Raw genomic sequence first — 16,228 nt, 5'->3', positions numbered from 1 at the left:
CCCCATCCGGTTGACCTTCTCGCCCATACCGGTAGAAATCCTGCCGTCAGCCGAGATGTCGGGCGCGGTGCGTTCGATCTGTCTCCATTGAGCCGGCACTTCGATCGATGTGCCGCGGAGGACGATGCCCGATCGTCTTGCGATCGTCCGACGTGCCGTGCGTTGCGTCGGCCTCTGATCTCCCGCGCGTCAGGAGGCGACCATTCCCGAGGCAACGATTCCACGCGCGCCGTCGCGTCCCCGCGCCCTGGCCGGCCTCGTCGCGGCCACCATCCTGCTGCCGCTCGCCCTGCTGCTCTGTGGCCTGTGGGAGTGGCAGCGCGGCCTCGACGACCGGGCGGCCTTCGCCGCCGAGCACCGGCGCCTCGCCGAGGTCGTCGCCGACCTGGAGGCCCGCGCCCCCCGCGACGGCCGCGTCGATTTCCGCCTGCAGTTCCGCCATCACGGCCAGCTCTACGGCGGCCCCCTCGCGGTGACGAAGGCGCGCGAGGCCCGGGATTCCGCCGGCACCCTGGTCACCGTGATGGAGTGGCGCCGGCTGCTGCCGCCGGTGGCGATCGGCGGCGGCGCCGTCGCCGCCGGGCTCTCGCTCCTCGTGCTGCTCGCCGGCGCCGGCCTCGGACGGCTCGGGCGCGGCTCGCGCGACGCGCTGGTGCGGGGCTTCGCGCTGATGCGCCGGCTCCTGCCGGCCGCGCTAGCGGTCCAGATCCTGGCGGCGACCGCGGCCTTCGTCGCCGTCGTCACGTTCGAGGCCGGGATGCTGGTCCAGGGCGGGCTGACCGGCGACGGGATGAAGCTCCTGGCGGTCGCCGCCGTCGCGGTCGGCGCGACGCTCATCGCCGCGGGCGGCGCCGTGCTCGGCCTGCGCCGCGCCCTCGACGCGTTCGAGCCCGATCCCCTGCCGATCCTCGGCCGCGCGATCTCGCCCGCCGAGGCGCCGGGGCTCTGGCGCCTGGTCGAGGGGCTGGCCGAGCGGATGGGCGCGCTCAAGCCCGAGGCGGTGGTCGTCGGCCTGACCGACGGGTTCTTCGTCACGGCGGGCCCGGCGGTGCTGGAGCCCGGCGAGCGGCCGGTCTCGGGGCGCATCCTCCACGTGCCGCTGCCCCTCCTCGCCCTGATGCGGGGCGACGAGGTCGCGGCGATCGTCGCCCACGAGCTCGCGCATTACGCCGGCGGCGACACCGCCTACAGCCAGCGCTTCCTGCCGATCTATGCCGGGGTCGGGCGCTCGCTCGAGGCGGTGGCGGCGCGCCGGGACGGGGCTCTCGGCGTCCTCGGGCCGTCCCTGCGCCTCGGCGTGTTCGTGATGGAGCGCTTCCATCTCGCCGTGCGCCACTGGAGCCGCAAGCGCGAGTTCGCCGCCGACGCGGCCGGGGCCGCCGTGACCTCGACCGACGCCTCCGCCCGGGCGCTCCTGCGCAGCGGCGCCGTCGGGCCGCGGGTCGCCGAGACCCTGGCGGCGGCGGCGGAGGCGCCGGACGCGGCCCCTCCCGACCTCGTGGCCGCCGTGCTCGACCGCGCGGTGGCGCGGGGCCTCGACGACCCGGCCGCGCACCTCGAGACCGGGCAGGCCCACCCGACCGACACCCACCCGCCGACGAGCGAGCGCCTCGCCGCCCTGGGCCGGGCGGTCGATCCCGAACTGCTGGCCGCCGCCGGGATCACGCCGCCGCCCCATGCCCTCGGCCAGCTCGCGGCCTACTTCGCCGACCCGGCCGGCCTGTGCCGGGCGGCGAGCGCCGACTTCCTCGGTGCGGTGCGGGCCCGCGACGCGGCGTTCCGCGCCGACCTGGAGGCGGCCGTCGCCGAGATCGGCACCGGGGAGCGGGTCCTGCGCGCCAACCACCGGCCCCGGGGCCTCGTCCTGGTCGTGGCCGGCGGCCTCTTCGCGATCATCGCCCTCGCGATCGTGATGTTCGGCGTGCCCGGCATCCTGCCCCGTCAGATCGTCGTCGTGGCCGGCGCGGCCTTCGCCCTCGCGGTCCTGTTGGGCGGGGCCGGGGCGCTGGTCCTGTCGCGCGGCGCGCCCGTCACCCTGGTCCTGAGCCCCGGGAACCTGGCCTCGCCCGGGCTCGACCGGCCCATCGCCTGGGACGAGATCGCCGACCTCGACATGACGGCAAACCATGCCGGCGTGGTCACCCGCGTGCTGCTGCCGCCGGGCGCACCGTTTCCCGCGCGGCGCCCGGGCCGCCACGGCGTGCGGCTCGACGCCAAGCGCCGCATCGTCACCCTGGCGATCCCGATGCCGCGGGGCATGAACCCGCAGGGCTTCGCCGACCTGATCGCCGCCTACCGGACCGCCGCCGAGGCGCGCCGGATCCTCGCCGAGGCCGCCGCGTCGCGGCCGGCCCCGGCCCGGGCCGAGACCGCCGGGACCCTGCCGACCGAAGCGTCCCGGCGGCCCGAAGCGCAGCCCGCCTGACGCCCGGCCCGCCCGTAGCCCGATCCGTCCGAGCAACCCGAGAGCCCCATGACCCGACCGCCGGAGACCGCCACGCCCCCCGAAACCCTGAGACTGCCGCCGCGGCGGCAGGGCTGGCTCAACACGTTCTGGATCCTGTTCGGCGTCGTGGCGCTCGGGGGCATCCTGGTCGCCTGCGCCGTCTACACCGCCCCGGCGGTGATCTCGGACTGGCAGGTCCAGGCCGCCGCGAAGCCCGCCGCCGAGGCGCGGGTCAGCGACGGCAAGTGCAGCGCCAAGCTGTTCATCCATATCTGTGACGCCACCCTGGCGTTGCGCACGCCCCAGGGCACGGTGACCCGGCGGGTCAACTACGTCTTCTCCGGGCTCGAGGCCGGCGATTACCGCGTCGGGGTGATGGCCGACCCCGCCCGCCCCGATCTCGTCACCACCGATCTCGGCCTCGACCGGCTGTGGAACCGCACGATCACCCTGCTCGTCATCGCCGGCCTGACCGCGGCGACGATCGTCGGCGCCCTGCTCTCGATGGTCCGGGCTCGGCGCGGGGCGGCCGCCGCCTGAAGGGGACGGCGCCTGCGCCGGAAGCATGGCGGCGTGCCCGGGGCCGGGTGCCACGCGCCTCGCCGCCTTGCTTTCGCATCAATTTGACTGCCCATGCTGGGATTGCCGCGAGGGGCCGCGCCGGGCTTTTCGCACGACGCTGCATGAGGTCTTGACCGCCGTGACCGCCTCCTTCGATCGCCTCGGCTACGCCCACAGCCTGCTCGAGCGCCACTCGGCCGAGCGCACCGGCCCGACCCCGACGCTCGCCGATACGCCGGATGCGAGCCTGCTCTTGTTCTGCGGCGACGTGCCGGTGCTGCGGGTGACGGAGGCCGGGGCGACCTGCCTGCTCGCGCCCGAGGATGCCGCCCGGGCCGGCGCGCTCTCGCCCGAGCTGTTTCTCGGCCGGGTCGGCGGCCGGCCGGCCTTCGCGGGCGCGCTGCCGGCGGATGCGGCGGGGCTCTTCGCGGACGATCCGGCCTACCGGGTGCTCGATGCCCGCGCGGTCGCGGTCGAGGGGGCGGTGCCGCCCCCCGAGATGGGGGTGATGGCCACCGCGAAGTCGCTGCTCGGCTGGCACGCCCGCCATGGCTTCTGCGCCAATTGCGGGAGCGCCACCACGCTCTCCTGCGGCGGCTTCCGGCGCGACTGCGCCGCCTGCGGCACCGAGCATTTCCCCCGCACCGATCCCGTGGTGATCATGTTGGTGACGCACGGCGACCGCTGCCTCCTCGGCCGCCAGGCCCGCTTCGCGCCGGGCGTCTATTCGTGCCTCGCCGGCTTCCTGGAGCCCGGCGAGACCATCGAGGACGCGGTGCGGCGCGAGACCTTCGAGGAGGCGGGCGTACGCGTCGGCGCGGTGCGCTACCATCTCTCGCAGCCCTGGCCGTTCCCGTCCTCGCTGATGATCGGCTGCGAGGGCGAGGCGCAGGGCGATGCCCTGGTGCTCGACCGGACCGAACTCGAGGATGCACGCTGGTTCACCCGCGACGAGGTGCGGCGGATGCTGGAGCGCACCCATCCGGACGGCCTGATGACCCCGCCCCCGATGGCGATCGCCCATTCGCTGGTGCGCCTCTTCGCGGAGCGCTGAGGATGGCGCGGTTCCACGGCATCATCCCCTACCTCGTCACGCCCCTCGACACCGAGGGGCGGATCGAGGCCGGGGTGATGGCGGCGCTCTGCGACGACCTGATCGCGGCGGGCGTCCACGGCCTGACGCCGCTCGGCTCGACCGGCGAGTTCGCCTATCTCGACGAGGCGCAGAAGCGCGAGGCCGTGGCGGCGGTGGTGGCCGCTTCGGGCGGCCGGGTGCCGGTCCTGCCGGGTGTGGCCGCGACGGCGATCCGCGGCGCGGTGGCCCAGGCGAAGGCCTGCCGGGCGGCCGGGGCCGACGGGATCGTGCTGATCCTCGACGCCTACTTCCCGCTGACGGAAGGGGAAGTCGAGCGCTACTTCCTGAGCGTCGCCGACGCCACCGATCTGCCGATCATCCTCTACACCAACCCGAACTTCCAGCGCGCCGACCTCTCGGTCGCCTCGATCGCGCGGCTGTCCCGCCACCCGAACATCGTCGGCATCAAGGACGCCTCGACCAATACCGGGCGGCTGCTCTCGATCCTCAACCGCGTCGGCGACGACCTCGACGTCTTCGCCGCCTCCTCGCACATCGCCGCGAGCGTGATGATGCTCGGCGGCAAGGGCTGGTTCGCCGGTCCGGCCTGCGTCATCCCGCGGGAATGCCTGGCGCTCTACCGGTTGTGCCGGGAGGAGCGATGGCCGGAGGCGGTCGCGCTGCAGAAGCGGGTCTGGGCCTTCAACGAGGTGTTTGCCCGCTACAACCTCGCGGCTTGCGTCAAGGCGGCGCTCCAGATGCAGGGCTACGCCGTCGGCGATCCCGTGCCGCCCCAGAGCCCGGCCTCGCCGGAGGCCCGCGCCGCCATCGCGGCGGCGCTCGCCGCCGTCACCGGCGCGGACGGGTCCGGCCCGCCGTCGCATCACTGAGACGAGCGGCCGTGTAGGACGGCCGCGATCCCGTTCGAAGGAATCCCCATGACCACCGAGACCGCCCGCGCCCGCTACGACGCCGCCCTCGCCATCGCCCGCGCCGCCGGCGAGACCGCGCTCGGGTTCTTCGACGCCCGCGACCGGCTGGTGATCGAGCAGAAGTCGGGCGCCCAGGACCTCGTCTCGCAGGCCGACCGCGAGGTCGAGCTGCTGATCCGCGCCCGCATCGCCGAAGCCTTTCCCGAGGACGGCGTGATCGGCGAGGAGCACGACCCGGTCCCGAGCCGGTCGGGCTACGTCTGGGTCGTCGATCCGATTGACGGCACCAGCCCGTTCCTCAACGGCCAGCCGAACTGGTGCGTGTCGATCGGCGTGCGCGGTCCCGAGGGCCTGGCGGCCGGCGTGATCGAGGCGCCGGTGATGCGCGAGACCTACGCGGCGCTGGCCGGCGCGGGCGCGACCCTCAACGGCCGGCCCCTGCGCGTCGACCCTTCGGCCTCGCTCGCCTCCGCCAATATCGGCTTCGGCGCCACCCAGAAGACCCCCGCGGCGGAAGCCGCCGCCTTCGTGCGGGGCCTCTACGAGGAGGGCGGCGTGCTGTTCCGCAACGGGTCGGGCGCCCTGATGCTGGCCTACGTCGCCGCCGGTCGTCTCGCCGGCTACTACGATCCGGGCCTCAATTCCTGGGACTGCTATGCCGGCCTGCTGCTGGTGCGCGAGGCGGGTGGGGTCGCGGACTATCTCGGCTCCGACGACATGCTCACCGGCGGCCTGCTCTATGCGGGCACCCCGGCGGTGGTGGCGGACCTGCGCCGGCTTGGCGAAGCGTCGCGGCGGGGGTGAGCGAGCGGGCCGTTGCGAGCGAGGGGCTTACGCTCGCCGACAGGCGATCCGCAGCGTAGGGCCTGCGCGAGGCGTCGGATCCCGCCCTCGACCTCGTCCTAGGGTGTTGCAGCCCATTTGACCTGATCGACATACTCTGTCCCACCACCGACCTCATCCTGAGGTGTTAGTCGATCAGAGATCGACTAACCTCAAAGGAGGGCTCCAGAAGTCTCCGAGATCACTGGATCCCTCCTTCGAGGCTCAGCGATCTTCGATCGCCCGCACCTCAGGATGAGGTGGAGGGCGGGACAAGGAACATTTGGTGCAGTTCATGCATATTATTGATTGAATTAATTTTATGATATTCACTCCGGCGTTCTTGGCGGTTCTGGTCCCGGCGTGGTCGTTCCAAGGCCAAGCAGCGAAACCCGGAGGCCGGCCTTTCCGCGTCAGGCCAACGCCGCCCCGAGCGTGACCACCACCACGAGCGCGGCCATCCAGACGAGCGCCCGGGGCCGGTACGACAGCGTGACGACGAGGAGCAGGGCCGCGCCGATGAGAGACCCGAGCCAGTGCACCGGGCCGAAGACCCCACCGTCGAGGTGCAGCGCGGAGGCGAGCGAGAGGGCGATCAGCCCCCATCCCGCGACGCGAAGGCCGATCGCGCGCCGTCGCGTCGGCGGGGTGGGCCCTAGCGCCCGGTGATGCCGGCCGAGGCTCAGGCAGAGGGCGGCGAGCCCGAGGAAACCGAGGCCCCCGGCGACGAGGAGGGTCATGCCCGCTCCATCTCCGGCATGCCGGCGGGGGCGGCGGCCTCCCGGCGTGCCCACCCGGGCGCCCGGAAGCGGTCGACCTTGTGCGAGATCAGCGCGAAGCCGGCGGCGACGGCAAGCAGCGCGGCGTCGAAGCCGAGGAACCAGGCCGGATCGTCCCACACCCCCCGGGCGAGGACGAGGTCGGCGAGCGCCGCGGCGACGAACAGGCCCGCGACCGCGGCGAGCGCCCCGCGCCAGGCCCGCCGCGGCGCCGGCCAGGCCCCCGCGACGGCGACGAGGAGCCAGATCGCGAAGAAGGCCTGGACCTCGCGCGCGGACCGCCCCGCGAGGCCGGCGGGCAGGAGCCGGTTGGCGAGGAGGTAGGCCGCGATCCCCGCCGGCAGGCCCGCGATCGTGCCGAGATTGAGCGTGTGGACGAGGCGCCAGCCGAACCCGGCCGCGGCGCCGGCCTTCGGCAAGCGGGCCACGGTCCACAGCACCAGCCCGCTCCCGACCAGGGCGCAGCCCATCAGGCCGCAGAGAAAGAACAGGATCCGCAGGGCCGGCCCGGCGAAATGGGCCTCGTGCAGGCCCACCATCGTGGTGAAGGTCTTGGCGGCGGGGCGCAGGCCGCCGGACAGGACCTCGACGACCTCGCCGCTCGTGCCCGCGAAGGCGACCTGCGGGTGCTCGTGCGAGAGACCGTGCGGCTCCTCGAACACCGCGACGACGGTGGAGTTCGCGTCGCGCGGGTTGGCGACGACGAGCCGTTCCAGGGGCTCGGGGATGGTCGCGAGCGCCCGGACCACCATCGGCCCGACCGGGGCGAGGGTGCCGGGCTGCCCGGCAGCCGGGCGGGCCTGCGTGATCTGGCCAGTCTCGGCGAAGTAGGCGGCCTGATCGCCCTTGTACGCGGCGGTGACGCCCCAGGGCATGTACATGATCGCCAGGGTGACGACGCCCGTATAGGTGATCATCAGGTGGAACGGCAGCGCCAGCACGCCGCTGACGTTGTGGGCGTCGAGCCAGCCGCGCTGCGCCGCCTTGTCCCGCCGCAGGGTGAAGAAGTCGGAAAAGATCCGCCGGTGGGTGACGATGCCGCTCACCAGGGCCACGAGCATCACCATCGCGCAGATCCCGACGATCCAGCGGCCCCAGAGCGGCGGCAGATGCAGCTCGAAATGGAAGCGATAGAGAAGGTCGCCGCCTCGCGTCTCCCGCATCGCGGCCGGCGCACCGGTCCGCGGGTCGAGGAGGACGTGGCCCGGCGCCGTCCCGGGCCGCGTGCGCCAGAACAGCTCGACGAGCGGCCGCTCCGGCGTCGGCAGGCCGACGAACCAGCTCCGCGCCTCGCCCGCATGGGCCGTGAGATGCGCCACCGCGAGGTCGGCGGAGCGGGCCAGGGCCTCGGGCGCGATCGCCGCCTCGCGGTGCAGCTCCGGCTGCATCCAGCGCGTGATCTCGGTCCGGTAATAGGTGGCGGTGCCGGTGACGAAGACCGCGAACAGCACCCAGCCGACGACGAGGCCGGACCAGGTGTGCAGCCAGGCCATCGACTGGCGGAAACCCTGCTTCATGAGCCGAATCCGAACGGGAACGATCCGGCGACGAGCCGGAGGGCGAGCGCGAGCGCGAGGGCGACCCCGCCGAGGATCGCCGCGGCGCGCCCGAGCGAGCGGGCCGCGAAGGCGGCGACGACGACCGCCACCATGACGGCGAAGCTCGCCAGCGTCGCCGCCGTCACGGCCTCGGCCCGGGGGAACGGCAGGGTCAGCGACAGGAGGATCGTGGCGAGCGCCGCGATGCCGTAGCCGCCCCCGACCGCCAGGACGACGCGGGCCGCGACCGCGGCCCGTGCCGCGAGGGTGAGCGATCGACTCATGGCCCCCCTTACCAGCGGTAGCGCAGGGTCGCGTAGACCGTGCGCGGCAGGCCGTAGAAGCAGGAAGCGTAGGAGAAGCAGCCGGTCACCGTGCGCTGGTCGAGGAGGTTCTGGGCGTTGACCTGGAGGTTGAAGCCGGTGAGCTTCGGATCGACGTATTTCAGGTCGTAGCTCGCCACCGCGTCGAGGAGCACGTTCTCGGGGACCCGGAAGGTGTTGGCCGGGTCGCCCCAGGAGCCGCCGAGGTAGCGCAGGCCGCCGCCGAGGCTGAGGCCCATGAGCGGGCCGGACTGGAACCGGTAATCGACGAACAGCGAGGCGGTCCGGTCCGGCACCTGGACCGGGCGCAGGCCCACGATCGGCACCTGCTGGCCGGTGACCTGGTTGAAGGTCGTGGTGGTGTCGCGGGTGTTGCGGATGTCGAGGAACGAGACGCCGCCGACGAGGCTCAGCCCTTCCGCCAGGGTGGCGCGGGCCTCGAACTCGACCCCCTGCACGCCGACCTCGCCGGTCTGGAGGCTGAAGTTGATGTTGTTCGGGTCCGGCGTCAGGGAATTCGAGCGCTTGATGTCGAAGGCCGCCGCGGTGAGCAGGATGTCGGTGCCGGGCGGCTGGTACTTGATGCCGGCCTCGTATTGCCGGCTCGAGATCGGTTCCGGGATCCGCCCGGCGGTGCCGAAGGCCGGATCGAAGATGCGCCCGTTGACGATCGGCTCGAACGCCTCGCTGTAGGAGACGTAGGGCGCGATACCGCTGTCGAAGAGGTAGAGCAGGCTCGCCCGGTAGGTCAGCGCGTCGGCCGGCACGTCCTGGGTGGCGACGGCGCCGGTGGCGAGCGTCCGGGTCGGGCCGGACTGGCGCGCGGTGTCGTAGCGGCCGCCCAGCGTCAGCACCAGGCGGTCGAGCTTGATCTGGTCCTGCAGGTAGACGCCGGTCTGTTCCGCGGTGATGCGGGCATCCGTGGTGTAGGCCGGCACCGCGAAGTTCTGATCGTAGTTCGGCGCCAGCGCGTTCAGCGCCGCGGTGGCCGGGAACGGACCCGATAGGGTGCGGGTGCGGATGGTCTGGTGGTCGACGCCCAGGAGCGCGGTGTGGCCGATGATCCCGGTGTCGAACTTCGCCTCGAAGTAGTTGTCGATGGTGTAGGCGTCGACGCCGACCTGGGTCGAGATCCGCGAGCGGCCGATCAGCGGCCCGGTCGTCAGGGAGGTCGGCGGGAATAGCGGCGTGTTGGAGCTGAATGCGGTGTAGACGCTGCGGTAATCGCCCTCGGTGCGCAGGATCCGGCCGGCGGAATGGAACCGGAACGCGTCGCTGAAGCGGTGGTCGAGGATGTAGGTGACCGAGCCCTGCGTGCGGTCCGACTGCTCGAAGCCGCGGTCGCCGTCGTAGAAGTTCACCGGCAGCCGTCCGACGATGCCGTTGCCGAAGTCGCGCGGGAAGACCGTGCCGTAGGCCGGGAAGCTGCCGTAGAAGCCCGAGAACGGATCGCGCTCGTAGGCGCCCAGCACCGTCAGCGAGGTGTCGGCGGAGGGGCGCCAGGTCAGGCTCGGGGCGATGAAGGCGCGCTCGACGGTCGTCGTCACCGCCGGGCCGTCGCCCTTCCAGCCGAGCCCCGTCACCCGGAAGGCGAATTCTTCCGTGCCCGGCACCGTCGTTTCGGCGGCGATCGGCCCGCCGACGTCGAACCCGCCCCGGACCTCGCTGAAGCCGCCGCCCTGGACGAAGACTTCGCCGTGGCGGACGAATTGCGGCATCTTCGACGTGAAGTTGACGATGCCGCCGGGGCCCGACTGGCCGTAGAGCACCGAGGCCGGGCCCTTGACCACGTCGATGCGCTCGATCCGGTACGGGTCGATCGACGGCGCCGCGTCGCGGCCGCCGGGCAGCCGTAGGCCGTCGAGGAAGAGCGGCGCCTGGAAGCCGCGGATGTAGAACTGCTCGAGCCGGGTGGCGCCGGCGCCGCCGCGTTGCTCGGTGGTGACGCTCGGACTGTAGCGCAGGGCCTGGTTGATGGTGAGCGCGTTCTGGTCCTCGATCTGCTTGCGGCCGATGACGGTGATCGACTGCGCGGTCTCGAGGATCGGGGTGTCGGTCTTGGTCGCCACCACGCTGCGCGAGGCGACATAGCCCGGTACCGGCCCGCGGGCGCCGCCCGGCTGCGTTCCGGCCGCGGTGGCCGTCACCGGCCGCACCGCGCCCTCGACCGTGATGGCGTCGAGCGCCAACTCCGCCGCGTCCTGGGCCTGCGCCGCGCCGATCCCTGCCGACAGAACCACGCCCGACAGGAGCGACCGGGTCAATCGACGCCCCGCGAGACGAGGGGACGGGACACGACGCGGCGACGGAACGGGCATGACGGAATCCGGGAGGCGAACGGGAATACTGGCGATGGCCGAAGGCTCTGCATCGAAAGCGGCGACGGCCGTGCCTGGAAACCAAATGGCAAAACTATCAGGATCGAACAAGAACTATGTTTTATAGCTATTACAATGAGAGTATTGATCTGAAGCGTGCGATATTATGACGGTTGCGCCGCGAGGACGGCGCTTCGATTTATGTTTCGTGATCGGATGTCGTCGATGGACAAGATGCCGAGCTCACGACCGGATGGACTGGTACCGGCGTCCCACCGACGCAGGGTCGCGGAAGGTTTAGGCCGAACGGCTTAGCTAGAGTCGAGCGCGCGCCGGCCCTTGCGAGGTCGCGATCAGGCTCGCTCAAGACACGCGCGGGATCCCCTCTCCTGTCCGGGAGAGGGGGCGGGGCGAGGAGAACGTTTTCGAATCGATCGCGAGTATCGGGCTGCCGACACGACGGTCCGAGCCCGTTATGAAAACGCAGCATCATCATGGGCGATCGTCGATCGCAAAGCCCCACTCCCACACGGGAGAGGGGGAAATGTTGCGCTTTACTGGAGAGCGCGCGACGAACGGACGCGATGCCCGCGTGCATCGCCCGGCACCGGGCTGTGGACGAGGGCGGGCGGCCTCAGCGCCACAGGTTGGTCTTGGCGAGGTCCAGGATCTCGTCGCCGCGGCCGTTCATCACCGCGCGCATCACGTAGAGGCTGAAGCCCTTCACCTGCTCGGCCTGGATCTTGGGCGGCATGGCGAGCTCCTGGCGGTTCGTCACCACGTCGAGGAGAGCCGGGCCGTCATGGGCCAGCATCTCGGCGATGGCGCCCTCCAGCTCGCCCGGATCCTCGACCCGGCGGCCGTGCAGGCCGGCGGCGCGGGCGATGGCCGAGAAATCGGGATTCTGAAGCGCAACGCCGGTATCGAGGTAGCCGGCGGCCTTCATCTCCATCTCGACGAAGCCGAGCGTGCCGTTGTTGAACACCACGACCTTCACCGGCAGCTTCTCCTGCACCAGGGTGAGGAGGTCGCCCATCAGCATGGTGAAGCCGCCGTCGCCGGCGAGCGCGATCACCTGGCGGTCGGGCAGGGCGGCCTTGAGGCCGATCGCGTGCACCATGGCATTCGCCATCGAGCCGTGCGACCAGGAGCCGATCAGGCGTCGGCGTTCGGTCATCTTGAGGTAGCGCGCCGCCCAGATGGTCGGCGTGCCGACATCCGCCGTGAACACCGCGTCGGGGGCGGCCGCCTCGCTCACCAGCCGGGTCAGGTATTGCGGGTGGATCGGCGCGCGGCCGGGGGTGCCGGTGGCCATCTCGTCCAGGCCCTCGCGCGCCTTGGCGTAGTGCTTGAGGCACTTGTCGAGGTGGCGCGAATCCTCGCGCGGCGTGAGCCGGGTCAGCAGGCCGGCGATCGTCACCCCGACATCGCCGACGAGGCCGAGATCGAGCCGGCAGCGGCGGCCGAGATTCTCCGGCCGGATGTCGACCTGCGCGATCCTGGCCTTCTCCGGGTAGAACTGGCGGTAGGGGAAGTCGGTGCCGAGCAGCAGCAGGGCGTCGCAGGATTCCATCGCGGCGTAGCCGGAGGAGAACCCGATCAGCCCGGTCATGCCGACGTCGTAGGGGTTGTCGTGCTCGACGTGCTCCTTGCCGCCGAGCGCGTGGACCACCGGCGCCTTCAGGGTCTCGGCGAGGCGCAGCACCTGCTCGCGCGCCCCGGCGCAGCCGCGGCCGCAGAACAGCGTCACGGCCTTCGCACCGTCGAGGAGGGCGGCGAGCGCATCGAGCTCGGAGGCCGGCGGCAGGACGATCGGGGCCTGCGGCGCCAGGGTGGCGGGGGCGGCGAGCGCCCGCTCGGGCGCCTCCTTGAGGGCGACGTCGCCGGGGATCACCACCACCGAGACGCCGCCCTTCGCCACCGCCGTGCGGATCGCGATCTCGAGCACGTAGGGCAGCTGCGCCGGGTCCGAGACCATCTCGCAATAGTGGCTGCATTCCCGGAAGAGCGCCTCCGGGTGGGTGGCCTGGAAGTAGTTGGTGCCGATCTCGGCCGAGGGGATGTGGGCGGCGATCGCCAGCACCGGCGTGCGCGAGCGGTGGGCGTCGTAGAGGCCGTTGATGAGGTGGAGGTGGCCCGGGCCGCAGGAGCCGGCGCAGACCGCGAGCCCGCCGGTGCCCTGCGCCTCGCCGGAGGCCGCGAAGGCCGCCACCTCCTCGTGGCGCACGTGCACCCAGCGGAGGCTGCCTCGTGCCCGGATCGATTCGGTGAGGCCGTTCAGGCTGTCGCCGACGACGCCGTAGACGCGCTCCACGCCGGCATGTTCGAGGGTCTCGACGACGAGGTCGGCAACGGTGCGGCTGGCCATGGCAGTCTCCTGAGCGCGAGGCCGCGGCGGGGGCCTTGAGGCGGCCGATCCGGCGCGGGCGAGAACGACGTCTCTCCCGGGCGCCTCCTTCCCGAGGCGGGATCTAGGGCGCGTCCGCCGGAAGGGGACGAGGACCGGAGCGAGGGGAGGGGCGTGAGAGGCGCCGTGTCGCGCAAAGGGGGCAGCCGCGGCATCGGCGGCGCACGCGAGCGGTCGGCTGCACCAAGAAAAAAGGCCACTCTCGCGAGTGGCCCGAAGTCTAGGGAGGAAACGCCCAAGAGGGCTGGCAAGTCCGCGACGCCATCGCGTCCTTGCGTGCCTCTTGTCTCGCACGCTCTTCCGCACTGCACAATCCGGGATCGCCGCCGGGGCTGGCATGCGCGCGGCGCATGAACGGCGAAGCCCGGCGCCGGCCATCCTCAGCCGTCGACGCCGATCTCGAATTCCATCCCGCGGCCGGGTCCCTGGTCGGCATAGTCGACGAGCGTGTAGCCGCGCTCGGCCAGCGCCGCCTCAAGGTCGTCGCGGTGGCGGCGGAAGAGCTGCCCGATCGCCAGCGGCGTCAGGCGCGGGCTCGCCCGGCGCAGGGTCTCGACGCCGATCTGGAGCGGCGCGCCCTCCCGGTCCGCGATGCGCACCAGCGCCGAGGCCAGTTCCGCCGCCTTGGTCTCCGCCGCCGATTTCGCCTTGAAGGCCATGGTCGTCCTCCTCGTGTGACGGGTCAGCCGCCGGTCAGCTGCTCGGCGAAGTCCTCCGGGATCTCCCCGAACTGACCCAGGATCTCGACGCTCTCGAGTTCGCCGGTCTCGTCGTCGGCGACGATGCGCAGGGCCGCCGCCCCCGGCATCCGGCCGGCGATCGCCTCGGCGCGCTTGAGCGCCCCGCTCTCGGTCGGCGCCACGTCGCGCGCGCCGGGGCGCAATCGCTTGCGATGCACCTCGAAGGTCTGCACCACGAAGGTCGTCCGCATCGCCATGTCCCGCGTCTCCCGTTCCCGTCGCCCCCTGCCCGATACCGGCACGGAGACCCGACCGGAAGCCGCCGGCCCAACGTTCTTCGTCCGTTCTAGAGCATCTTCCAACGAAGTGGGTACCGGTTCGTCGAAAGAAAATGCGGCATAATCAAAGGCCTGGAGATCGAGGACCCTGAGCGGCGCCCGGTTCCCGCGCGATCGGGCGCCGCCCGGCCTACCGGCCGACGCGCCAGGATTAAGCCGAGCGGTCGAACGTATGGTGACGTCCGCGTCACCGAACTGTTGCCCGCCCACGTCTATGTGCCGCCTTGGAAACATTCCAAGACTTTCCCCATGGCCATCGGCTCCTCGACGACCCAGACCCCCTACCTGGTGCCGAGCACCGGCAATGTCGACTTCACGTCGCTGCTGAGCGTCGGCGACACCGTGCCCGGCTCGGTCAAGGCGGACGGCACGCCCTGGCGCTTCGTCGGCATCCCGGACGGCATCGGGGCCTTCGACAACGGCGACGGCACCGCCACGGTGCTGGTCAACCACGAGACCGGCGCACGTCGGGCGTCGTGCGGGCGCACGGCTCGGCCGGCGCCTTCGTCGACCGGCTGGTCGTCGACAAGGCGAGCCTGAAGGTCCTGTCGGCGGGCGACCTCGGCACCAGCTATTACGGCTTCAACGCCGCCACCGGCGCCTACGTTCAGGGCACCACGGCGCTCGCCCGGCTGTACTCGGCCGACCTGCCGGCGGTCTCGGCCTTCTACGACGCGTCGACCGGGCTCGGCACGAAGGCCCGCATCTTCATGAACGGCGAGGAGACCGGGGCCGAGGGCCGGGCGCTCGCCTGGATGGTGAACGGCCCCGAGGCCGGCCGGATCTACGAGCTGCCGCGCCTCGGCAAGTTCTCGATGGAGAACTCCCTGGCGAACCCGGCCACGGGCGCGAAGACGGTGACGATCGGCACCGACGATTCCGCGACCGGCCAGCTCTACGTCTATGTCGGCACCAAGCAGGCGACCGGCTCCGAGATCGACAAGGCCGGCCTGACCAACGGCAAGCTCTACGGCATCAAGGTGCCGTCGGTGCTGGTCGAGACCAACGCGACCTCGGTCGCGGCGGCCGGCGCCGCCTTCTCCCTCCAGGAGATGGGCCCGAACGGTGATGTCTCGCGGATGACCGGCGCCCAGCTCCGGGCCGAGAGCGACGCCGAGGGGGTCACCACCTTCCTGCGGCCCGAGGACGGCGCCTGGGATCCGAGCAACCCCAACCGCTTCTACTTCAACACCACGAACGCCATCACCAGCCCGTCGCGGCTCTGGGCGCTCGAGTTCACCGACGTCACCCGGCCTGAGCTCGGCGGCACCGTCAAGGAGGTGCTGCGCGGGACCGAAGGGCAGGTGATGCTCGACAACATGACGGTGACCGCCGACGGGAAGGTCATCCTGCAGGAGGACCCGGGCAACAACGCCCGCATCTCGAAGGTCTTCCAGTACGATCCGGCCAACGGGTCCCTGACCGAGCTTGCCCAGCACGATCCGGTCCGATTCGGCACGCCGCCGACCGCGCCGTTCAACCAGGACGAGGAATCCTCCGGCATCGTCGACGTCAGCACGATCTTCGGCGGTCCGGGCCGGCAGGCCTTACTGCTCGACACCCAGGCGCACTACACCCTGGGCGGCGAGCTGGTCGAGGGCGGCCAGCTGATCCTGATGACCCAGGACCGCTCGATCCGCGGCACCGACGGCAACGACACGCTGACCGGCAGCGCCATCGACGACCTGATCGACGGCGGGGCGGGCGACGACACCATCGTCAACTCGGCCGGCAACGACCTCCTGCTGGGCGGCCGGAGCGCCAACGGGTCGACCGGCACCGACACCCTGGTGTTCGGCTCGAAGCTCGCCGATACAACCGTCACCCGCGACGGCGCCTACACGCTGATCGTCGGGCCCGAGGGCCGCGACCGCGTCGCCGGCTTCGAGCGCTACCAGTTCACCGACGCCACCGTCGTCACCGGCGACGGCGCGCCCCTCGTCGACGACCTGTTCTACCTCGCCGCCAACAAGGACGTCCTCGCCGCCGGCCAGGACGCCGACGCGCAC

General features: G+C 72.0%; 15 protein-coding genes. 7 read left to right on the top strand and 8 right to left on the bottom strand.

The annotated features are described in order from the left end of the window. Positions 1-46: 46 nt before the first annotated feature. A complete protein-coding gene (locus BMX97_RS33965; protein WP_244538672.1) occupies positions 47-442 on the bottom strand; it encodes a hypothetical protein in 396 nt (131 codons plus the stop codon). A 30-nt stretch (positions 443-472) separates the two neighbouring features. Between BMX97_RS33965 and BMX97_RS27685 the strand changes: the two genes are divergently transcribed. The 5 genes from BMX97_RS27685 (at position 473) to BMX97_RS27665 (ending at position 5,818) form a co-directional block, all read left to right on the top strand. Beyond that, on the top strand, positions 473-2,425 hold the full coding sequence (locus BMX97_RS27685; RefSeq protein WP_244538671.1) for a M48 family metallopeptidase: 1,953 nt from the start codon (positions 473-475) through the stop codon (positions 2,423-2,425). Between the two features lie 48 nt (positions 2,426-2,473). Continuing rightward, positions 2,474-2,986: a hypothetical protein gene (locus BMX97_RS27680; RefSeq protein WP_091754388.1), complete on the top strand. Its 513-nt coding sequence runs from the start codon at positions 2,474-2,476 to the stop codon at positions 2,984-2,986. Between the two features lie 160 nt (positions 2,987-3,146). After that, positions 3,147-4,061, top strand: a complete 915-nt coding sequence (gene nudC / locus BMX97_RS27675; protein WP_091754446.1) for an NAD(+) diphosphatase — start codon at positions 3,147-3,149, stop codon at positions 4,059-4,061. A 2-nt stretch (positions 4,062-4,063) separates the two neighbouring features. Beyond that, positions 4,064-4,972 (top strand): dihydrodipicolinate synthase family protein, encoded by a 909-nt coding sequence (locus BMX97_RS27670; RefSeq protein WP_091754387.1) that lies wholly within the window; start codon positions 4,064-4,066, stop codon positions 4,970-4,972. A 48-nt stretch (positions 4,973-5,020) separates the two neighbouring features. Next, positions 5,021-5,818 carry an inositol monophosphatase family protein gene (locus BMX97_RS27665; protein ID WP_091754386.1) on the top strand — a complete coding sequence of 266 codons (798 nt, stop codon included), beginning with the start codon at positions 5,021-5,023 and terminating at the stop codon, positions 5,816-5,818. A 431-nt stretch (positions 5,819-6,249) separates the two neighbouring features. Here the strand turns inward: BMX97_RS27665 and BMX97_RS27660 are convergent, their stop codons facing one another. The 7 genes from BMX97_RS27660 to BMX97_RS27630 form a co-directional block, all read right to left on the bottom strand. Beyond that, complete coding sequence (locus tag BMX97_RS27660; RefSeq protein ID WP_091754385.1) at positions 6,250-6,576, bottom strand: DUF3325 domain-containing protein; 327 nt, start codon at positions 6,574-6,576, stop codon at positions 6,250-6,252. After that, positions 6,573-8,132 (bottom strand): PepSY-associated TM helix domain-containing protein, encoded by a 1,560-nt coding sequence (locus BMX97_RS27655; RefSeq protein ID WP_091754384.1) that lies wholly within the window; start codon positions 8,130-8,132, stop codon positions 6,573-6,575. Before BMX97_RS27655 ends, BMX97_RS27660 begins: the two co-directional genes overlap by 4 nt. Beyond that, positions 8,129-8,437: an iron transporter gene (locus BMX97_RS27650; protein WP_091754383.1), complete on the bottom strand. Its 309-nt coding sequence runs from the start codon at positions 8,435-8,437 to the stop codon at positions 8,129-8,131. The genes BMX97_RS27655 and BMX97_RS27650 overlap by 4 nt, the downstream gene beginning before the upstream one ends. Positions 8,438-8,445: 8 nt before the next feature. After that, positions 8,446-10,794 carry a TonB-dependent siderophore receptor gene (locus BMX97_RS27645; protein ID WP_091754382.1) on the bottom strand — a complete coding sequence of 783 codons (2,349 nt, stop codon included), beginning with the start codon at positions 10,792-10,794 and terminating at the stop codon, positions 8,446-8,448. A 634-nt stretch (positions 10,795-11,428) separates the two neighbouring features. After that, a complete protein-coding gene (poxB, locus tag BMX97_RS27640; RefSeq protein ID WP_091754381.1) occupies positions 11,429-13,162 on the bottom strand; it encodes a ubiquinone-dependent pyruvate dehydrogenase in 1,734 nt (577 codons plus the stop codon). A 419-nt stretch (positions 13,163-13,581) separates the two neighbouring features. Beyond that, the gene (locus BMX97_RS27635; protein WP_091754380.1) at positions 13,582-13,860 is read right to left on the bottom strand and encodes an adenylosuccinate synthase; all 279 of its coding nucleotides are present in this window, start codon (positions 13,858-13,860) and stop codon (positions 13,582-13,584) included. Positions 13,861-13,883: 23 nt separating this feature from the next. Beyond that, a complete protein-coding gene (locus BMX97_RS27630; protein ID WP_060849884.1) occupies positions 13,884-14,138 on the bottom strand; it encodes a hypothetical protein in 255 nt (84 codons plus the stop codon). A gap of 330 nt (positions 14,139-14,468) precedes the next feature. Between BMX97_RS27630 and BMX97_RS27625 the strand changes: the two genes are divergently transcribed. Then, positions 14,469-14,759 carry a hypothetical protein gene (locus tag BMX97_RS27625; protein WP_091754379.1) on the top strand — a complete coding sequence of 97 codons (291 nt, stop codon included), beginning with the start codon at positions 14,469-14,471 and terminating at the stop codon, positions 14,757-14,759. Further along, positions 14,696-16,228: alkaline phosphatase PhoX (locus BMX97_RS27620; protein ID WP_091754378.1), on the top strand; the 1,533-nt coding region annotated here is incomplete at its 3' end. The genes BMX97_RS27625 and BMX97_RS27620, both read left to right, overlap by 64 nt.

It is taken from the genome of Methylobacterium sp. ap11 (genome assembly GCF_900110515.1).
GTDB lineage: Bacteria > Pseudomonadota > Alphaproteobacteria > Rhizobiales > Beijerinckiaceae > Methylobacterium > Methylobacterium ajmalii.
Note: the sequence above shows the minus strand (reverse complement) of the source record. Positions and strands in the feature narration are given on the sequence as shown.